19 protein-coding genes are annotated in these 17,559 nt (G+C 55.6%); 10 read left to right on the top strand and 9 right to left on the bottom strand.

Translation table 11 applies throughout. From position 1 onward, the window contains the following. The first annotated feature begins 7 nt into the window (after nucleotides 1-7). The 3 genes from secF to ACRDD5_RS09485 all read left to right on the top strand — a co-directional run bounded on the left by secF (nucleotide 8) and on the right by ACRDD5_RS09485 (nucleotide 2,193). Complete coding sequence (gene secF / locus ACRDD5_RS09495; protein WP_271280882.1) at nucleotides 8-979, top strand: protein translocase subunit SecF; 972 nt, start codon at nucleotides 8-10, stop codon at nucleotides 977-979. A 142-nt stretch (nucleotides 980-1,121) separates the two neighbouring features. Beyond that, entirely contained in the window at nucleotides 1,122-1,487 is a 366-nt protein-coding gene (locus ACRDD5_RS09490; RefSeq protein WP_271280883.1) for a VOC family protein, read from the top strand. 25 nt (nucleotides 1,488-1,512) lie between these two features. Beyond that, nucleotides 1,513-2,193 (top strand): helix-turn-helix transcriptional regulator, encoded by a 681-nt coding sequence (locus ACRDD5_RS09485; protein ID WP_438676611.1) that lies wholly within the window; start codon nucleotides 1,513-1,515, stop codon nucleotides 2,191-2,193. 45 nt (nucleotides 2,194-2,238) lie between these two features. Here ACRDD5_RS09485 and ACRDD5_RS09480 read toward each other — a convergent pair whose 3' ends face one another. Together ACRDD5_RS09480 and ACRDD5_RS09475 are read right to left on the bottom strand one after the other, a co-directional pair. Next, nucleotides 2,239-3,123, bottom strand: coding sequence for a nucleoside-specific channel-forming protein Tsx (locus ACRDD5_RS09480; protein ID WP_271280885.1), 885 nt, complete (start codon nucleotides 3,121-3,123; stop codon nucleotides 2,239-2,241). Nucleotides 3,124-3,383: 260 nt separating this feature from the next. Further along, nucleotides 3,384-3,923: a DUF3251 domain-containing protein gene (locus ACRDD5_RS09475; protein WP_438676610.1), complete on the bottom strand. Its 540-nt coding sequence runs from the start codon at nucleotides 3,921-3,923 to the stop codon at nucleotides 3,384-3,386. Nucleotides 3,924-4,076: 153 nt separating this feature from the next. Between ACRDD5_RS09475 and nrdR the strand changes: the two genes are divergently transcribed. The 5 genes from nrdR to thiL all read left to right on the top strand — a co-directional run bounded on the left by nrdR (nucleotide 4,077) and on the right by thiL (nucleotide 7,685). Next, entirely contained in the window at nucleotides 4,077-4,526 is a 450-nt protein-coding gene (gene nrdR, locus ACRDD5_RS09470) for a transcriptional regulator NrdR (protein ID WP_271280887.1), read from the top strand. 4 nt (nucleotides 4,527-4,530) lie between these two features. Beyond that, a complete protein-coding gene (gene ribD, locus ACRDD5_RS09465; RefSeq protein WP_438676609.1) occupies nucleotides 4,531-5,634 on the top strand; it encodes a bifunctional diaminohydroxyphosphoribosylaminopyrimidine deaminase/5-amino-6-(5-phosphoribosylamino)uracil reductase RibD in 1,104 nt (367 codons plus the stop codon). Nucleotides 5,635-5,721: 87 nt separating this feature from the next. Next, nucleotides 5,722-6,192 (top strand): 6,7-dimethyl-8-ribityllumazine synthase, encoded by a 471-nt coding sequence (gene ribH, locus ACRDD5_RS09460; protein ID WP_271280889.1) that lies wholly within the window; start codon nucleotides 5,722-5,724, stop codon nucleotides 6,190-6,192. Nucleotides 6,193-6,213: 21 nt separating this feature from the next. Then, entirely contained in the window at nucleotides 6,214-6,633 is a 420-nt protein-coding gene (gene nusB / locus ACRDD5_RS09455; RefSeq protein WP_271280890.1) for a transcription antitermination factor NusB, read from the top strand. Nucleotides 6,634-6,713: 80 nt separating this feature from the next. Beyond that, nucleotides 6,714-7,685 carry a thiamine-phosphate kinase gene (gene thiL, locus ACRDD5_RS09450; RefSeq protein ID WP_438676608.1) on the top strand — a complete coding sequence of 324 codons (972 nt, stop codon included), beginning with the start codon at nucleotides 6,714-6,716 and terminating at the stop codon, nucleotides 7,683-7,685. Between the two features lie 53 nt (nucleotides 7,686-7,738). Here thiL and ACRDD5_RS09445 read toward each other — a convergent pair whose 3' ends face one another. From ACRDD5_RS09445 to xseB, 4 genes are all read right to left on the bottom strand, one after another. Then, nucleotides 7,739-8,713, bottom strand: coding sequence for an aldo/keto reductase (locus tag ACRDD5_RS09445; protein ID WP_438676607.1), 975 nt, complete (start codon nucleotides 8,711-8,713; stop codon nucleotides 7,739-7,741). Between the two features lie 65 nt (nucleotides 8,714-8,778). Next, nucleotides 8,779-10,641, bottom strand: coding sequence for a 1-deoxy-D-xylulose-5-phosphate synthase (gene dxs, locus ACRDD5_RS09440; protein ID WP_438676606.1), 1,863 nt, complete (start codon nucleotides 10,639-10,641; stop codon nucleotides 8,779-8,781). 24 nt (nucleotides 10,642-10,665) lie between these two features. After that, nucleotides 10,666-11,565 (bottom strand): (2E,6E)-farnesyl diphosphate synthase, encoded by a 900-nt coding sequence (gene ispA, locus ACRDD5_RS09435; RefSeq protein WP_271280894.1) that lies wholly within the window; start codon nucleotides 11,563-11,565, stop codon nucleotides 10,666-10,668. Then, nucleotides 11,566-11,808 carry an exodeoxyribonuclease VII small subunit gene (gene xseB, locus ACRDD5_RS09430; RefSeq protein ID WP_438676605.1) on the bottom strand — a complete coding sequence of 81 codons (243 nt, stop codon included), beginning with the start codon at nucleotides 11,806-11,808 and terminating at the stop codon, nucleotides 11,566-11,568. A gap of 198 nt (nucleotides 11,809-12,006) precedes the next feature. On the opposite strand from xseB, the gene thiI reads away from it, so the two are divergent. Next, entirely contained in the window at nucleotides 12,007-13,455 is a 1,449-nt protein-coding gene (gene thiI / locus ACRDD5_RS09425; protein WP_271280896.1) for a tRNA uracil 4-sulfurtransferase ThiI, read from the top strand. Between the two features lie 38 nt (nucleotides 13,456-13,493). Here the strand turns inward: thiI and yajL are convergent, their stop codons facing one another. Both yajL and panE read right to left on the bottom strand, forming a co-directional pair. Next, entirely contained in the window at nucleotides 13,494-14,087 is a 594-nt protein-coding gene (yajL, locus tag ACRDD5_RS09420) for a protein deglycase YajL (protein WP_271280897.1), read from the bottom strand. Further along, on the bottom strand, nucleotides 14,050-14,961 hold the full coding sequence (gene panE, locus ACRDD5_RS09415) for a 2-dehydropantoate 2-reductase (RefSeq protein ID WP_271280898.1): 912 nt from the start codon (nucleotides 14,959-14,961) through the stop codon (nucleotides 14,050-14,052). Before panE ends, yajL begins: the two co-directional genes overlap by 38 nt. A 129-nt stretch (nucleotides 14,962-15,090) precedes the next feature. Here panE and ACRDD5_RS09410 point away from each other — a divergent pair, with 129 nt between their 5' ends. Continuing rightward, nucleotides 15,091-15,582 carry a YajQ family cyclic di-GMP-binding protein gene (locus ACRDD5_RS09410; protein ID WP_271280899.1) on the top strand — a complete coding sequence of 164 codons (492 nt, stop codon included), beginning with the start codon at nucleotides 15,091-15,093 and terminating at the stop codon, nucleotides 15,580-15,582. A 29-nt stretch (nucleotides 15,583-15,611) separates the two neighbouring features. Here ACRDD5_RS09410 and ACRDD5_RS09405 read toward each other — a convergent pair whose 3' ends face one another. Then, the gene (locus tag ACRDD5_RS09405) at nucleotides 15,612-16,973 is read right to left on the bottom strand and encodes an MFS transporter (RefSeq protein WP_438676604.1); all 1,362 of its coding nucleotides are present in this window, start codon (nucleotides 16,971-16,973) and stop codon (nucleotides 15,612-15,614) included. Nucleotides 16,974-17,559: the final 586 nt, after the last annotated feature.

The raw sequence follows: 17,559 nt of genomic DNA, 5'->3' as shown, positions 1-17,559 counted from the left end.
GTGCGTTGTGGCACAGGAATATACTGTTGAGCAATTGAACTACGGCCGTAAAGTCTGGGACTTTATGCGCTGGGATAACTGGGCGTTCGGCATTTCAGGTTTGCTGCTGATCGTCTCTATCGCCATTATGGGCGTGCGTGGTTTTAACTGGGGTCTGGATTTCACCGGTGGTACGGTGATTGAAATTACCCTGGAGAACCCGGTCGATATGGACCAGATGCGTCTGTCGCTGGAAAAGGCGGGCTTTGAAGAGCCGCTGCTGCAGAACTTCGGCAGCAGCCGTGACATCATGGTGCGTATGCCGCCGGCGAAAGATGCCAACGGCAGCCAGGAGTTGGGCAGCAAGGTCGTTAACGTGATTAACGAATCGACCAACCAGCATGCAACGGTAAAACGAATTGAATTCGTTGGCCCGAGTGTGGGTGCCGATCTGGCCCAGACCGGTGCGATGGCGCTACTGGTCGCGCTGATCTCCATCCTGGCGTACGTCGGTTTCCGCTTCGAGTGGCGTCTGGCTGCCGGGGTGGTTATTGCGCTTGCGCACGACGTGGTGATCACCATGGGCGTGCTGTCGCTGTTCCATATCGAGATTGACCTGACCATTGTGGCATCCCTGATGTCGGTTATCGGTTACTCGCTGAACGACAGCATCGTGGTATCGGACCGTATCCGTGAAAACTTCCGTAAGATCCGTCGCGGCACGCCGTACGAAATCTTTAACGTGTCGTTGACTCAGACGCTGCACCGTACCTTGATCACCTCCGGTACCACCTTGATGGTGATCCTGATGCTGTATCTCTTTGGCGGTCCGATTCTGGAAGGCTTCTCGCTGACCATGCTGATCGGTGTCTCCATCGGTACGGCCTCTTCCATCTACGTGGCGTCCGCGCTGGCGTTGAAGCTGGGCATGAAGCGTGAGCACCTGCTGCAGCAGAAAGTGGAAAAAGAAGGGGCGGATCAGCCGTCAATTCTGCCGTAACGAGACATTCGTTCTGGTAATAAAATCCCGGCCATCTGGCCGGGATTTTTTTTATCGGCGTCTGACAAACACTCCTGACAGTATGCTGTCAGGAGGCCTGTCATACACTCCTTCTGAACCCCAATAACAGGCAGGAGGATGTATGAAAAGTGTGATTAACTGGTTTGAAATTCCGGTCGCCGATATGGCGCGGGCTATCGGTTTTTATGAGCCGGTGATGCAGGTGGCGCTGAAGATTGAAAAAATGGACTGTGCCGAGCTGGCGATCTTCCCTCATGAAGACCCGGCAACCGGTGGCGCGCTGGCAAAATTTGACGGCATTACACCAGCACCGCAGGGCGCTATTATTTACCTGCATACTGACAATCTGGCGGCCACGCTGGATCGTGTGTCATCGGCCGGTGGCGAGTGCGTTTTTGGCCCGCTTGAACTGCCGCGCGGTATTGGCACTATTGCGCTGTTTACCGACAGCGAAGGCAACAGGGTCGGGCTGCACCAGCCTGCCTGATACCCATAATGAAAGCGAAGAACCGATGACCCGACGTGCTGACCGGCTGTTTCAGATAGTCCAGATCCTGCGCGGCAGGCGGCTGACCACGGCGGCGTTGCTTGCCGAGCGGTTGGGCGTGTCTGAGCGGACGGTGTATCGCGATATCCGGGATTTGTCGCTTTCAGGTGTGCCGGTAGAAGGGGAGGCGGGCAGCGGGTACCGACTGTTGTCGGGCTTCGATTTACCGCCTCTGATGCTGACAAATCGTGAATCAGAAGCGCTGATGGTGGCGATTCGTCTGCTCAAAACCTGGGGCGGCGAGTCGCTGTCGCGCGAGCTGGAGTCGGTGCAGGAGAAGGTGCTGGCGATCCTACCAGAAGAGAGTCGTCGCAAGGCCGAGCAGACGCGGATCTACGCCCCGGACATCGCCATGCAAAACCACTCCCGCAGCGGTTTTGACGTTATTCATCAGGCGATATCTGCCCAGCGGGTGCTGGCGCTGCACTATCGCGATGAAGCCGGACAGCTATCCTGGCGTGACGTGCAGCCGCTGGGGTTGTTTTTCTGGGGAGAGCACTGGTTACTGGCCGCCTGGTGTGAAAGGCGCGATGACTACCGCTGTTTCCGGCTCGATCGCTGTCTCAATATTACGCTGACCGACAGGCGGTTTAGCGAAAGCGCGGACCGGTCGCTGGCGGATTTCCTGCGCAAAGTGAAGCAATAAAAAAGCCAGCGGTTACGCTGGCTTTTGCCCGGCAAAACGACAGGATTAGAAGTTGTAACCCACAACCAGGTAACCACCCCAGCCGGTAGAACGGACGTTGAAGTCACCTTTGCCGAAGTTCAGGCTAGCGTCGTCGTTCCACTGACCACCGTTGTGCCAGTAACGAGCCACAACAGAGTAGTGCCAGTGATCGTAGTTCAGCGCCAGGATGTGGCTGGAGGCGATGGAGTTGTTAGTGCGTGCTTTCTTACCGTCCAGATCACGGAAGTCGTCGTCGCCCAGGTCTGAACCCCAGTCAAAGTTGGTAAAGCCGATATAGCTCAGGTTACCGCCCCACAGGGAGGTGATCGGCACAAAGTATTTCACTTTGAAACGGTAGCCATCCCACTCGTTTTCGTTTGCTGCTCCGTAGTTCTGCCACTGGTATTTCGCGTACACGTTCATCGACAGGCTCATTGGCAGGCCGGTATCGATGTCGGTACCCAGACCCATATACCAGGTGCTCTGACGACCGTCTTCGTTGCGGCCCATGTCGTAGATGTAGTTGTTAGCGATGTACCACTCTTTGAACGGACCGAAGCTCAGGTCAGCACCGGTCAGCTTGTCGATGGAGAAGCGCGGTTCGATCTCCATGAACAGTGGGGAGCCGTGGTTCCAGATACCCTTCGCGTCAGTGTTACCCCCGAAGAAAACTGGCGCATCCATGTAGCCATAGAAATCAAACCAGTCTTTCTTAGCGAAAGCTTCGTATTCCAGGTAGGTATCGTTACGGATCTGTGGTCCAAAGCGGGTGTGATAGCTGCCAACCACGTTGACGCTCTGGTGCCACCAGTCGGAGACATACTCTGGTTTATCGTTTTCTGCTGCCTGCACAGCAAAAGTGGAGGAGAGTGCCAGTGCTGCACCGGCTGCCAGTAATGTTTTTTTCATAATGATGCCACTGATTTGAAATCCCTAACGGGAGTGAAAAAGGCGCGAATTGCGTTTCTAAATATTTCGTGTTTCTGCGAGCCTATTATAGGAATCCCTGCTCACAAAAATATGTGTTGTTTCACATATCTCTCATATACGTAATCGATTGCGTTCACGTTTGCGTATTTTAACGGAGCGGATTGTAATGGCAAACATTGATGTTGCCAATCATTACGGCGAAGGGAGGAGCGGAACGCGAAACACGTTCCGCAGGGGGATTATTGCGCGACGGGCTGAATATCGTGAATGCGGACAAACCCAAGCTGGTCCGGGGTGATACCGTTTAGCTGAAGCGGAATATCGACATCGCTCGGTGCCAGCACGCTGGCCGGAGCGTTAATCAGCTGGGTCTGGACATTCACCTCCTGGAAGCTATCGGTCGTACCCTGAATCTGGCCCCACTCTACGGTAGCGCTAAATGCCGGCAGCGGATCGTTCGATTCCCCCTGAATGCGTAGCGTCGCGCGGGTGCCATCGGCATTGGGCGCCACGTTGACCAGCGACATACGCAAGGTGCCAATCTGGCTGTTCAGACGAGCAGGGGTATTCGAGCCAGGCAGCAGATACACCCCGCTGGTGGATTTAACGTTCAGCGCGTTCTGTTGGGTGATTTTTACGGTTTCCTGATTGAGCTTACTCATGGTCGCATTCAGCGAGCTGACGCTCTGGTTCATCTGGCGCACTTCACTTTGCTGGGCGCAGGCGCTCAGGCTAAAGAGGCTTCCCACCAGCAGTATTCTTAGGTAACGTCTTGTCATGGTGATTATTTCCCTGAGATAACGGATTCTGCTAAGGGTAGTCAACGTCGCGGGCTCGGGTATAGATCCTTTATCCCAAAAACGCGTCTTCTTTGTTGTCAGCCCAGTTCAGGGTAAAATAGAGTTCAGTCAACCCGATAGTCAGGACATCGCATGCATTGCCCATTTTGTCTCGCCGTGGATACCAAAGTAATCGACTCCCGACTGGTGGGAGAAGGCTCTTCCGTGCGCCGCCGCCGCCAGTGCCTGGAGTGTAATGAACGTTTCACCACCTTTGAAGTGGCCGAGCTGGTGATGCCGCGCGTCGTGAAAAGTAACGACATTCGCGAACCGTTCAACGAAGAGAAGCTGCGCCGAGGGATCCTCAAAGCGCTGGAGAAACGCCCGGTCAGCGCCGACGACGTTGAAATGGCGCTCAACCATATTAAATCGCAGCTGCGTGCAACCGGTGAACGCGAAGTGGCCAGCAAAATGATTGGCAACCTGGTGATGGAGCAGCTCAAAAAGCTCGATAAAGTTGCCTATATCCGCTTTGCCTCCGTCTACCGCAGTTTTGAAGATATCAAAGAGTTTGGCGAAGAGATCGCCCGCCTACAGGATTAAGCGCATGCAGGATGAGATTTACATGGCGCGAGCGCTCAAGCTGGCGCAACGCGGACGTTTCACCACCCATCCCAACCCCAATGTCGGCTGTGTGATTGTTAACGATGGCCAGATTGTCGGCGAAGGTTTTCACTACCGTGCCGGCGAGCCGCATGCAGAAGTGCATGCCCTGCGCATGGCGGGCGAGAAAGCCCGAGGCGCAACCGCTTATGTGACGCTGGAACCTTGCAGTCATCACGGGCGTACGCCGCCGTGCTGCGACGCGCTGATCGCCGCCGGTGTGTCACGCGTTGTCGCTGCCATGCAGGATCCCAACCCGCAGGTTGCCGGGCGCGGTCTTTATCGCCTGCAGCAGGCGGGCATTGAGGTCAGTCACGGGCTGATGATGAGTGAAGCGGAACGCCTGAATAAAGGCTTCCTCAAGCGGATGCGGACCGGTTTCCCCTATATTCAGTTAAAGATGGGCGCCTCGCTCGATGGCCGCACGGCGATGGCCAGCGGCGAAAGCCAGTGGATTACCTCCCCGCAGGCAAGGCGCGATGTGCAACGTCTGCGTGCGCAAAGTCATGCTATTCTCACCAGCCATGCCACCGTGCTGGCAGACGATCCTGCCCTTACCGTGCGCTGGGATGAGCTGAATGCTGACACCCAGGCGCTCTACCCGCAGGGAAATGTCCGTCAGCCGCTGCGTATTGTGGTGGATCGTCAGAATAGCGTAACGCCCGCGCATCGGATCGTGCAGCAGCCGGGCGAGACCTGGTTTGCCCGCACTCAGGAAGACGATCGCAGCTGGCCAGAAGGGGTACGCAGCATTATGGTGCCGGAGCACAACGGTCACCTGGATTTAGTGGTGCTGATGATGATGCTGGGCAAACAGCAGGTCAACAGTATCTGGGTCGAAGCGGGCCCGACGCTGGCGGGCGCATTGATACAGGCTGGATTGGTGGATGAACTGATTGTCTATCTGGCGCCTAAACTGTTAGGCAGCGACGCACGCGGCTTGTGCAGCCTGCCAGGGCTTGAAAAACTGACTGATGCCCCGGCATTTAACTTTAGCGAGGTCCGGTCGGTTGGGCCGGATCTGTGCCTGCATTTGACTAACGCGTAACGGCTTTTGAATTTCGGAAGCAGTGCGCAAAGTATTATGATAAAATCCGCCCCCCTGCGGGGCCAAATGAACCCGTAAAGGAAGAGTATGAACATTATTGAAGCTGCTGTTGCTACCCCAGACGCTCGCGTCGCCATCACCATTGCGCGTTTCAACAACTTCATCAACGACAGCCTGCTGGATGGTGCGATTGACGCCCTGAAACGTATCGGCCAGGTGAAAGACGAAAACATTACCGTTGTCTGGGTTCCAGGTGCTTACGAACTGCCACTGGCAGCGGGCGCACTGGCGAAAACCGGCAAATACGATGCGGTAATCGCGCTGGGTACCGTTATTCGTGGCGGCACGGCACACTTTGAATATGTTGCAGGTGGTGCAAGCAACGGTCTGTTGCACGTCGCGCAGGAAGCTGAAATTCCTGTCGCTTTCGGCGTACTCACCACTGAAAGTATTGAACAAGCTATCGAACGCGCTGGCACTAAAGCCGGTAACAAAGGTGCAGAAGCTGCACTGACCGCGCTTGAAATGATCAATGTATTGAAAGCCATCAAGGCCTGATTTTTTTGTAAGGGGAATTCCGTGAAACCTGCTGCTCGTCGCCGCGCCCGTGAATGTGCCGTTCAGGCACTTTACTCCTGGCAGTTGTCCCAGAACGACATCTCTGATGTTGAATACCAGTTCCTGGCGGAACAAGACGTCAAAGACGTTGACGTCGTGTACTTCCGTGAACTGCTGTCGGGAGTGGCGACTAATAGCGCGTATCTCGACGGTCTGATGAAGCCGTACCTGTCCCGCCTGCTCGAAGAGCTGGGTCAGGTTGAAAAAGCGGTGCTGCGCATTGCGCTGTTTGAGCTGGCTAAACGTGACGATGTGCCGTACAAAGTGGCCATCAACGAAGCTATCGAACTGGCGAAAACCTTCGGTGCGGAAGACAGCCACAAATTTGTTAACGGCGTACTGGATAAAGCTGCACCTGCAATCCGTCCCCGCAAAAAGTGATCCCTAAGCCGGAGTGCTGCATTACCCCATGGGGTGGTGCGGGCTCCGGTTTTTTTATTTTCTTTGCTGAGGCATAACGTATGGCATGCGGCGAATTTTCCCTGATTGCCCGTTATTTTGACCGCGTCAGAAGCGCGCGTCTCGATGTGGAAACCGGCATCGGCGATGACTGTGCTCTGCTGAATGTCCCCGAAAAACAGACCCTGGCCATCAGCACCGACACCCTGGTGTGCGGTCGTCATTTTATGGCGGATATCGATCCTGCCGATCTGGCGTATAAAGCGCTGGCGGTGAACGTCAGCGATCTGGCCGCGATGGGTGCCGATCCGGCGTGGTTAACGCTGGCATTGACCCTGCCTGAAGTGGACGAAAGCTGGCTGGCTGCCTTCAGCGACGCGTTGTTTGAACAGCTCAACTACTACGATATGCAGCTGATCGGAGGCGATACCACCGCCGGGCCGCTGTCAATGACGCTGGCGATCCACGGCTATGTGCCGGTGGGCCGCGCCCTGAAACGCTCAGGTGCCAAACCGGGGGACTGGATCTACGTGACCGGTACACCGGGCGATAGCGCGGCAGGGCTGGCGCTGTTGCAGGAGCAACTGGTGGTGAATGATGCGGATGACGCCGCTTATCTGCGAAAACGCCATCTGCGTCCGACGCCGCGTATTCTGCATGGTCAGGCGCTGCGCGAACGTGCCAGTGCGGCTATCGATCTCTCGGATGGCCTGATTTCCGATCTCGGCCATATTCTGAAGGCCAGCGGCGTGGGCGCCCGGGTTGATCTGGATACGTTCCCACTGTCTGAAGCATTACTCCGACACGTTGAGCCCGAACAGGCTCTGCGCTGGGCGCTGTCCGGCGGCGAAGATTATGAGCTGTGCTTTACTGTGCCCGAGCTTAATCGCGGTACGCTGGATGTGGCATTAGCGCACTTAGGCGCGCGTTTCACCTGCATCGGGCAGATCCTGCCCGAAAGCGAAGGCATGCAGTTTGTGCAAAACGGCTTGCCGGTAAAACTCGACTGGAAAGGGTACGATCACTTCGCGTGATGTTGTGCTGGTTTATCGCCCGGTGGCGCTGTGCTTACCGGGCCTACGGCTTTTTATTTAAAACCCACGACAGGGTGCTGCCGGTACGGCATTTCCAGCTCGGCAATCTGCTCTGGGGTGAGGGTTAAATCTACCGCGTTCATCAACTCGTCCAGCTGCTCTTCGCGCGAGGCGCCAATAATCGGGGCGGCAACACCGCGTTTGCTCAGCACCCATGCCAGCGCCACCTGCGCGCGCGTGACGTCCAGTTCATCTGCGATGGCCGTTAAGCGCTCGGCAATTTGCGCATTGTTCGCTTCGGTTTCATCATACAGCGTTTTGCCAAACTCATCGGATACCGAACGGGCGGTGGTTTCACCCCATGGGCGGGTTAAACGCCCGCGCGCCAGCGGACTCCAGGGGATCACCGCCACGCCGTGCTGATAACAGAGGGGCAACATCTCGCGCTCTTCTTCCCGATAGATAAGGTTGTAGTGATCCTGCATGGTGACAAACGGCGCCCAGTCGTTCTGGGCCTGTAGCGCCAGCGCCTCGGCAAACTGGGCCGCATGCATCGATGAGGCGCCGATATAGCGCGCTTTCCCCGCTTTGACCACTTCATTCAGCGCGTCCAGCGTCTCTTCGATTGGGGTGTTGTAATCCCAGCGGTGGATCTGCAGCAGATCGACATAATCCATATTCAGGCGTTGCAGGCTGTCGTCGATGGAGCGAAGTATCTGCGCCCGTGAGAGCCCTTCCGCCAGGTCGCCCACCTGGTGATAGACCTTGGTGGCGACCACAACGTCTTCCCGGCGGGCGAAGTCGCGCAGCGCCCGGCCAACGATCTCCTCGCTGCTGCCGTCGGAATAGCTGTTAGCGGTATCAAAGAAGTTAATTCCGCCATCGAGGGCGTGCTTGATAATCAGGCGACTGCTCTCTTCAGGCAAGGTCCAGGCGTGCTTACCCCGGTCCGGTTCGCCAAAGGTCATACAACCCAGACATAAACGGGAAACCTTAAGATCTGTTTTTCCTAATGTATTGTATTGCATGGTTCCACTCCTGCTGATTGCTTAAAACAGTACCTTAAGCATAGCAGGAGCAGAAAGGGGAGGGATTACGCCAGCCAGGCGGCGATACGCGCTTCGATGCCGGCGGCATCAAGTCCGATTTCGGCGCGGGCTTCATCCTGCGTGCCCTGCGGAATAAAGCGATCCGGCAGGCCGAGATTGAGCACCGGTACAGGCTTGCGGTTGGCCATCAATACTTCGTTCACGCCGCTGCCAGCACCGCCCATAATGGCATTCTCTTCGAGAGTGATCAGGGCATCGTGTCGCGCCGCCATCTCCAGAATCAGCGTCTCATCCAGCGGTTTGACAAAGCGCATATCCACCAGCGTGGCGTTGAGGGATTCCGCGACTTGTGCCGCTTCCGGCATCAGCGTCCCGAAGTTCAGGATCGCCAGCTTTTCGCCTTCACGTTTAATAACCGCTTTGCCAATCGGCAGTTGTTGCAGCGGTTCCAGCGTCACGCCGACTGCATTCCCGCGCGGATAGCGCACCGCCGTCGGGCCGTCCTGATAGTGATAGCCGGTGAACAGCATCTGACGGCATTCGTTCTCGTCGCTCGGCGTCATCACCACCATATCCGGGATACAGCGCAAGTAGGAGAGATCAAACGCCCCCTGATGGGTCTGGCCGTCGGCCCCGACAATACCTGCCCGGTCAATGGCAAAGAGCACCGGTAATTTCTGGATTGCGACGTCGTGGATCACCTGATCGTAAGCGCGCTGCAGGAAGGTGGAGTAGATCGCCACCACCGGCTTGTAGCCGCCAATCGCCAGACCTGCGGCGAAGGTTACCGCATGCTGCTCGGCAATCGCCACGTCAAAATATTGCGTCGGGTATTTTTTGGAAAACTCGACCATCCCGGAGCCTTCGCGCATCGCCGGGGTCACGGCCATCAGCTTGCTGTCTTTGGCGGCGGTTTCACACAGCCAGTCGCCGAATATCTTCGAATAGCTCGGCATGCCGCCGCTGCTTTTTGGCAGACAGCCGCTGGTCGGATCGAATTTTGGTACCGCGTGGAAGGTGATTGGATCTTTTTCTGCCGGTTCGTAGCCCCGGCCTTTTTTGGTCATGATGTGCAGGAACTGCGGGCCTTTCAGGTCGCGCATGTTTTTCAGCGTGGTGACCAGCCCCAGAACGTCGTGACCGTCTACCGGGCCGATGTAGTTAAAGCCCAGCTCTTCGAACAGCGTACCGGGTACGACCATCCCTTTGATGTGCTCTTCGGTGCGACGCAGCAGCTCTTTGATCGGCGGAACGCCGGAAAAGACCTTTTTACCGCCTTCGCGCAGGGTGGAATAGAGCTTGCCGGACAGTAGCTGCGCCAGGTGGTTATTCAGCGCACCGACGTTTTCGGAAATCGACATCTCGTTGTCATTGAGGACCACCAGCATGTCCGGTTTGATATCCCCGGCGTGGTTCATCGCTTCAAACGCCATTCCAGCGGTGATGGCACCATCGCCAATCACGCTGACGGTGCGGCGCTGTTTGCCCTCTTTCGCGGCCGCCACGGCAATCCCGATCCCGGCAGAAATAGAGGTAGAGGAGTGACCGACGCTCAGCACGTCGTACTCGCTCTCGCCGCGCCATGGGAACGGGTGCAGGCCGCCTTTCTGGCGAATAGTGCCAATTTTATCCCGACGACCGGTGAGAATTTTGTGCGGATATGCCTGATGGCCCACGTCCCAGATCAGCTGATCGAACGGGGTATTGTAGACATAGTGCAGCGCCACGGTGAGCTCCACTGTGCCAAGCCCGGAGGCGAAATGGCCACTGGAACGGCTTACGCTGTCGAGCAGATAGCGACGCAGTTCGTCGCACAGCTTCGGCAGACTCTCTTTCGGCAACAGACGTAACTCCTGGGTGGAGTCAACCAACGCCAGCGTCGGGTATTTGGCAATATCAAAACTCATCAAAGGCTCATCGAGATTGTATGTTTATTTATCACGCTGGATTATATAGTCCGCTAGCGCTTCCAGTGCCGAGGTGTCCAGTGACTGCGCGGCCAGTAGGTCTAGCGACTGGCGGGCATCATTAATCAGGTCCCGGGCTTTTTGTTGGGCTTGCTCAAGGCCCAGTAGGGCGGGATAGGTACTTTTACCAAGCTGCTGATCGGCACCCTGACGTTTCCCCAATGTTGCAGTATCGCCCACGACATCCAGAATGTCATCCTGAACCTGGAATGCTAAACCGATACTCTGTGCGTAGCGATCCAGAATCGGCAGGGCCTGACGCCCGCGCTCGCCCGCGCTCAGCGCACCTAACCGCACGGCCGCCTGAATCAGCGCGCCGGTTTTATGGCGATGAATGCGCTCAAGCTGTTCCAGATTAACCTGACGGCCTTCGGCCTCCAGATCCAGCGCCTGACCACCGCACATGCCGGCCACGCCGCTGGCGTTAGCCAGCTCTGACACCATCGCCAGACGATCCCGGTCCGCTACCTCAACCATTGGGGCATCGCTCAGAATCGAAAAGGCCAGCGTCTGTAGCGCGTCGCCTGCCAGGATCGCGTTCGCTTCACCAAACTTGATGTGGCAGGTCGGCTGGCCGCGGCGCAGATCGTCATCGTCCATCGCCGGTAAATCATCGTGGATCAGCGAGTAGGCGTGAATACATTCAACCGCTGCTGCCGGGGCATCCAGCGTGTCATCGCTGATACCGAACATTCTGCCGGTGGCATACACCAAAAACGGGCGTAGGCGTTTGCCGCCTAACAATGCGCCATAGTGCATGGCCTCAACCAGTGGAGTGTTCTGAAAAGGCTGCGGGTCGATAAACCGGCGCAACGCATCGTTAGCACGCTCAACGCACGCCTGAAGCTGGTTCGGGAAATCCATTTACTCGGCGTCCGGCGTGAAGGGGGTCGGGGAAGCATCTTCGTTATCGGAGAGCAGGATCTGCACGCGCTGTTCTGCCTGCTGCAGCTTAACCTGGCCCTGACGTGCAAGCTGCACGCCGCGTTCGAACTCATTAAGCGCCTCTTCTAACGGCAGGTCGCCGCTTTCCAGACGGGTAACGATTTGCTCCAGTTCACTCAGCGCAGTTTCGAAACTGGCAGGTGCATCGTTTTTCTTCGGCATAGTGAATTTTTGACTCTCAGTTTTTTATCCCTGATATGGTATCGGACTCAGGGTAATTATCAAATAACGCGCAATATGCACAGGCGCTTCGCGATGGTGGTATACTTGCGGGCCTGGATGCAGCCTGGTGGATATGCAGGCTGCTGTACTCTCTTCCATCACAAGCCTTTACCGGCTTGCCAACGAAATATTGCCGCCATGAAGTTTATCATTAAATTGTTCCCGGAAATCACTATCAAAAGCCAATCTGTGCGTTTGCGCTTTATTAAAATATTGACCGGTAACATTCGTAACGTCCTAAAAGAATATGAAGAAACCCTCGCGATTGTTCGCCATTGGGATCACATTGAAGTTCGCGCCAAAGATGAAAGCCAGCGTCTCGACATCCGCGACGCGCTGACGCGCATTCCAGGGATCCACCACATTCTGGATGTCGAAGATGTGCCGTTCACCTCGCTTCACGATATTTTCGAAAAAGTGCTGGTGCAGTTTCGCCCTGAAGTTGAAGGTAAATCCTTCTGCGTACGTGTTAAACGTCGTGGAAAGCATGAGTTCACCTCAATCGAAGCCGAACGCTATATTGGCGGCGGTCTGAATCAGCATATTGAGTCTGCGCGCGTGAAGCTGACGCGTCCGGACGTGACGGTGAATCTTGAAATCGAAAACGATCGTCTGCTGCTGGTTAATGGCCGCTATGAGGGCATTGGCGGGTATCCGATCGGGACGCAGGAAGACGTGCTGTCACTGATCTCCGGCGGTTTTGACTCCGGCGTCTCCAGCTATATGCTGATGCGTCGCGGCTGTCGCGTGCATTACTGCTTCTTTAACCTGGGCGGTGCCGCGCATGAAATCGGCGTTCGTCAGGTGGCACATTACCTGTGGAAACGTTTTGGCAGCTCCCACCGCGTGCGTTTTGTCGCCGTTAACTTCGAACCCGTGGTCGGCGAAATCCTCGAAAAAGTGGAAGACGGCCAGATGGGCGTGGTGCTCAAGCGCATGATGGTGCGTGCCGCCTCCCAGGTGGCTGAGCGCTACGGCGTGCAGGCGCTGGTAACCGGCGAAGCGCTGGGCCAGGTTTCCAGCCAGACGCTGACCAACCTGCGCCTTATCGACAACGTGTCTGATACCTTGATCCTGCGTCCTCTGATCTCTCACGATAAAGAGCACATCATCGATCTTGCGCGTGAGATCGGCACCGCCGATTTTGCCCGTACCATGCCTGAATACTGCGGTGTGATTTCGAAAAGCCCAACCGTCAAAGCGGTGAAGGGGAAGATTGAAGCCGAAGAACTGAATTTCGATTTCGGTATCCTGGATAAAGTGGTCGCTGAGGCGTCCAATATCGATATCCGTGAAATCGCCCAGCAGACCGCGCAGGACGTGGTGGAAGTTGAAACCGTAACCGGTTTTGGCCCGGACGATGTGCTGCTGGATATTCGCTCCAGTGATGAGCAGGACGCAAATCCATTTACGCCGGAAGGCGTTGAAGTGACTTCGCTGCCGTTCTATAAGCTGAGCACGAAGTTTGGCGATCTGGATAAGAGCAAAACGTATCTGCTGTGGTGCGAGCGCGGCGTGATGAGCCGCCTGCAGGCGCTCTATCTGCGCGAGCAGGGCTTTACCAATGTGAAGGTGTATCGCCCGTAGCCGTGATGCCCGGCAAGCGCAGTGCCGCCGGGCAATTTCTATGCTTCGTAGTAGTTATAAATCCCTGCCGCCATGACCAGCGATGACGCCACGTCGTAGGCTTTTTCGCGTCCAACCAGCAGTTCAATCATCTTTAACGCAAAATCAATCGAGGTGCCTGGCCCCTGGCTGGTAAGCAGATTGACGCGCGGATCCCAGACCACACGCTTATCCACCCACTGCGCTTCTGGAATACGATCCTTCAGGGTCGGAAAACCGGTCATATTACCCATAGGGAAGATATTGTGCGGGACCAGTACGGTGGCAGCAGCGGCGCAAATGGCGGCAACAATTCGCCCGGAAAGATGAAACTGTCGGACGGTCTCGACCAGCAGTGGGTTGTCGCGAAAGCACTCCGCACCCTGCAGGCCGCCGGGCAGGACGATGACATCGTAATCGCCGTCGGCGACCTCCACCAGCGGCGCATCGGCTACAATTTTCACGCCTCGCGAACAGGTGATAATCAGATTGCCATCGCTGGCGACGCTCGCGGTCGTGACGCTAATCCCGGCGCGAACCAGCAGATCGATTGTAGTGACCGCTTCGGTTTCTTCGCTACCAGGGGCGAGACATACCAGGGCTGATGCGCTCATATTCACTCTCCTTACGTTTAACCTGCTCATACAGATAGACATTTTCAGGCACACTGATGCCGTGTGCACGGGCGCGTTTTAGCAGGTATCCGGTGATGTAGTCGATTTCGGTGTGGCGTAACCCGCGCACGTCCTGCAGCATCGACGAGATATTCTGCGCCGTGCTTTCAATGACCTCTTCGACGTAATAGCGAATATCGTCCACCGAGGTGTGGATCCCTTCGCGCTCAACAACGGCAGCCACTTCAGCGCACAGCGTGGCCAGCTTCTGTGGATGATTCTTCAGTTCACCATTCGGACAGTCCAGCAGGGCCGTCAGCGGGTTAATCACGCAGTTCACCGCCAGCTTGCGCCACATTTGCGGGCGAATATTGTCATGCCAGGCCACATCCGGCAGCACCTGCTGAAACAGATCGGCAAGTCCACTGTAGTCACCCTCCTGCGCTCTCGCCGGACCAATGTGAGTCATGCCGCTGGCGACATGGACGATCACGTTGCCATCCCGACGCGCGGCATGGGTGGTGATCGCCATCAGCAGCGGCTGGTGGATGCTTTTTAACTCTTCAATGGTGCCCATACCGTTGTGCAGCAGCATAATCGGCGAGGTGCGGGGAAGGGTGGAGGCCAGCGCTCTGACAGCATCGGAAACCTGCCAGGCTTTCAGTGTCACCAGCAGCAAATCGCTCTGTGCCAGGAAGTCAGGATCGTTTGCAATAAGAGATTCGTTAAAGATACTCCCATCTTCATCAATCAGGTTTACACTGCAATAGGGCTGTGGCACGCGCAGCCAGCCCTGTACTTCATGTCCATGTTTGCACAGTGCGGTCAGCCAAAGTTGTCCAAGCGCTCCGCATCCAAGCACGGTAATTTTCATTGTTCCTCCTCACCTGCAACCACACCAGGTGTTACAGCATTAAGTATAGCGTCGACAGCTAAGCTTCTGTTGAGTTATGCCTCGTTGCGGGTATTATGCAACGCAACAAAAGTAAAGGGAGAAGAAAAGATGCCATCTTTCGATATTGTTTCCGAAGTTGATATCCAGGAAGTACGTAACGGCGTGGATAACGCAAGCCGTGAAGTTGAGACACGTTTCGATTTTCGTGGCGTTGAGGCCAGTTTTGAGCTGAACGACGCGAATAAGACCATTAAGGTGCTCAGCGAATCTGATTTTCAGGTGACGCAGTTGCTGGACATTCTGCGTGCAAAGCTGTTAAAGCGCGGCATTGAAGGGACGTCCCTTGATGTGCCAGAAGAGTTCGTACACAGCGGCAAAACCTGGTTTGTTGAAGCCAAACTGAAGCAGGGCATTGAGAGCGCGATGCAGAAGAAAATCGTCAAGCTCATCAAAGACAGCAAGCTGAAAGTGCAGGCGCAGATTCAGGGTGAAGAAATTCGCGTAACCGGTAAATCCCGTGACGACCTGCAGGGCGTGATGGCGCTGGTGCGCGGCAGCGATCTTGGCCAGCCGTTCCAGTTCAAAAACTTCCGCGATTAAGAGACAAGCCCGGCTCGCCGGGCTTGTTTTCAGGCTTTTAGCGCCAGTTCAACTTCTACGCGGTTGGTCACTTTACTGTCGATCTTGACGTACAAACTGCGCTCTTCAGGCACCAGTAATACCTCACTGACCCCTTCTTTGCTCTCAATTCGCTGTTTTAACTCGTCATTAATCTCGACATCGTGCGGTATTTCTACCCGCAGACTGCTGACGTAGCGGGGCTCTTTCATGGTGCTGGCGACCAGCAGCCAGACTGTCGCCAGCAGTGCGCCCGCCAGGAACACGGTCTGAGAATCAAAAAATCCATCGACCCAGCCGCCCAGCGCGCCACCAATTGCCACGCCGATAAACTGGCTGGTGGAGTAAATCCCCATCGCCGTCCCTTTGTAACCCGCCGGTGACTCTTTACTGATCAACGACGGCAGCAGGGCTTCCATCAGATTGAAGGCGAGGAAGAACAGCTGTACGCCGGCAATCAGCTCCCAGAAGTGCGGACCCGAGCCCCAGAGCACGATTTCGGCGATGAGCAGCAGCGCGACGCAGGCGAGGAAGACGCGCTTCATCCGTCGCTTCACTTCGGCATAGATGATAAACGGCACGACGGAGACAAACGAGATCAGCATCGTCACCAGATAGACTTTCCAGTGCTCAGCGGCCGGAAAACCCGCTGCGGCAAGCTGGCCGGGCAGGGCGACAAAGGTGGACATCAGCAGAATATGCAGGCACATAATGCCAAAGTTCAGCTTCAGTAGGCGCGGTTCAGCCAGCACTTTGCTGAAGCAGCCTTTCACCATCCCCGATTCGCGGTTCAGAACGTGATTTTTACTGTCCGGTACGACCCATATTGTCAGGGCGATGCCGAGGGTTGCCAGCAGGGCAATCATCCAGAATAAGGCATTCAAACCCAGGGCATGGGTAATGATCGGACCCAGAACCATTGCGATAGCAAAGGTCACGCCGAAGCTGACGCCAATAAAGGCCATCGCTTTGGTTCGGTTCTGTTCTCGCGTTAAGTCAGAAAGCAGCGCCATTACTGCCGCCGCGATAGCGCCGGAGCCTTGCAGCGCACGGCCAAGAATAATGCCCCAGATGGAGTGGGAGAGGGCGGCGATAATACTGCCGACCACAAAGACCATTAATCCACCGATAATCAGCGGCTTGCGGCCCACGCGGTCCGAGAGCAGACCAAAGGGGATCTGAAACACCGCCTGCGCCAGGCCGTAAATCCCGATCGCCAGGCCAATCAGCGCTTCACTCGCCCCCTGCAGCGCCATGCCGTATGTAGTCAGAACGGGCAGGACCATAAACATGCCGAGCATACGCAATGAAAAAACAGTCCCTAAACCCCAGGTGGCGCGTAACTCGCCTGGTGTCATTTTATAATCGTTCATTACCACCTCTGTCTAAAAAGCGCGACCAGTGTAGTGCGAGTCAGGAGTGGGGTAAACAGAGGTAAGATAAACAAACATTTCCATAACGAATGATTTGTGCGGTTAAGCGGATGTCGGCGTAATGCTTCGGGTGGATATGGCGTTCTGTCGCGCCGGGAACGCGAGGATCGGTAGCCCTTTACGCTTTGAAAGGGAAACCATGCGTACATCCTCATCACGCTGTTCACACCAGGTCTGTCACAGTATGAATATTTCTTATTTTTTTCATTTTTAGAATCAATGGGTTTTAAGGTGAGTTAAATTTATGACTGTCTGCAAAACCCTTAATAACTCTGGGAAAGATGAAAAACCCGGTGCAGGGTGAGATTCACATAACGTTTATTGAATAGCCCCCTGTTTATAAAGAATTTTTAAAGCATGTTTCGCAGAGGTGCAACAAAGTGCGGTGAGGATGACGGAGCCCCCTAACCCTGATTTCATCGGTAACCTTCATTATTATCATTAATGCTAAACCGGAAATTCATCTGTGAATCATCTTCAAGCAGAGAATAATTCGTGGAAAGTCACGTCAGTCGAGGTCATTCAT

Source organism: Silvania sp. (assembly GCF_051656365.1).
Lineage (GTDB): Bacteria > Pseudomonadota > Gammaproteobacteria > Enterobacterales > Enterobacteriaceae > Enterobacter > Enterobacter hatchlandensis.
Note: the sequence above shows the minus strand (reverse complement) of the source record. Positions and strands in the feature narration are given on the sequence as shown.

Bases quoted from the DNA above. Each gene is read 5' to 3' on its own strand.
- panE (WP_271280898.1), bottom strand. From the start codon at position 14,961: ATGAAAATTACCGTGCTTGGATGCGGAGCGCTTGGACAACTTTGGCTG.
- ACRDD5_RS09490 (WP_271280883.1), top strand. From the start codon at position 1,122: ATGAAAAGTGTGATTAACTGGTTTGAAATTCCGGTCGCCGATATGGCG.
- ispA (WP_271280894.1), bottom strand. From the start codon at position 11,565: ATGGATTTCCCGAACCAGCTTCAGGCGTGCGTTGAGCGTGCTAACGAT.
- ACRDD5_RS09480 (WP_271280885.1), bottom strand. From the start codon at position 3,123: ATGAAAAAAACATTACTGGCAGCCGGTGCAGCACTGGCACTCTCCTCC.
- dxs (WP_438676606.1), bottom strand. From the start codon at position 10,641: ATGAGTTTTGATATTGCCAAATACCCGACGCTGGCGTTGGTTGACTCC.
- ACRDD5_RS09410 (WP_271280899.1), top strand. From the start codon at position 15,091: ATGCCATCTTTCGATATTGTTTCCGAAGTTGATATCCAGGAAGTACGT.
- ACRDD5_RS09475 (WP_438676610.1), bottom strand. From the start codon at position 3,923: ATGACAAGACGTTACCTAAGAATACTGCTGGTGGGAAGCCTCTTTAGC.
- ACRDD5_RS09405 (WP_438676604.1), bottom strand. From the start codon at position 16,973: ATGAACGATTATAAAATGACACCAGGCGAGTTACGCGCCACCTGGGGT.
- thiL (WP_438676608.1), top strand. From the start codon at position 6,714: ATGGCATGCGGCGAATTTTCCCTGATTGCCCGTTATTTTGACCGCGTC.
- ribD (WP_438676609.1), top strand. From the start codon at position 4,531: ATGCAGGATGAGATTTACATGGCGCGAGCGCTCAAGCTGGCGCAACGC.
- ACRDD5_RS09445 (WP_438676607.1), bottom strand. From the start codon at position 8,713: ATGCAATACAATACATTAGGAAAAACAGATCTTAAGGTTTCCCGTTTA.
- ACRDD5_RS09485 (WP_438676611.1), top strand. From the start codon at position 1,513: ATGACCCGACGTGCTGACCGGCTGTTTCAGATAGTCCAGATCCTGCGC.
- xseB (WP_438676605.1), bottom strand. From the start codon at position 11,808: ATGCCGAAGAAAAACGATGCACCTGCCAGTTTCGAAACTGCGCTGAGT.
- yajL (WP_271280897.1), bottom strand. From the start codon at position 14,087: ATGAGCGCATCAGCCCTGGTATGTCTCGCCCCTGGTAGCGAAGAAACC.
- nrdR (WP_271280887.1), top strand. From the start codon at position 4,077: ATGCATTGCCCATTTTGTCTCGCCGTGGATACCAAAGTAATCGACTCC.
- thiI (WP_271280896.1), top strand. From the start codon at position 12,007: ATGAAGTTTATCATTAAATTGTTCCCGGAAATCACTATCAAAAGCCAA.
- ribH (WP_271280889.1), top strand. From the start codon at position 5,722: ATGAACATTATTGAAGCTGCTGTTGCTACCCCAGACGCTCGCGTCGCC.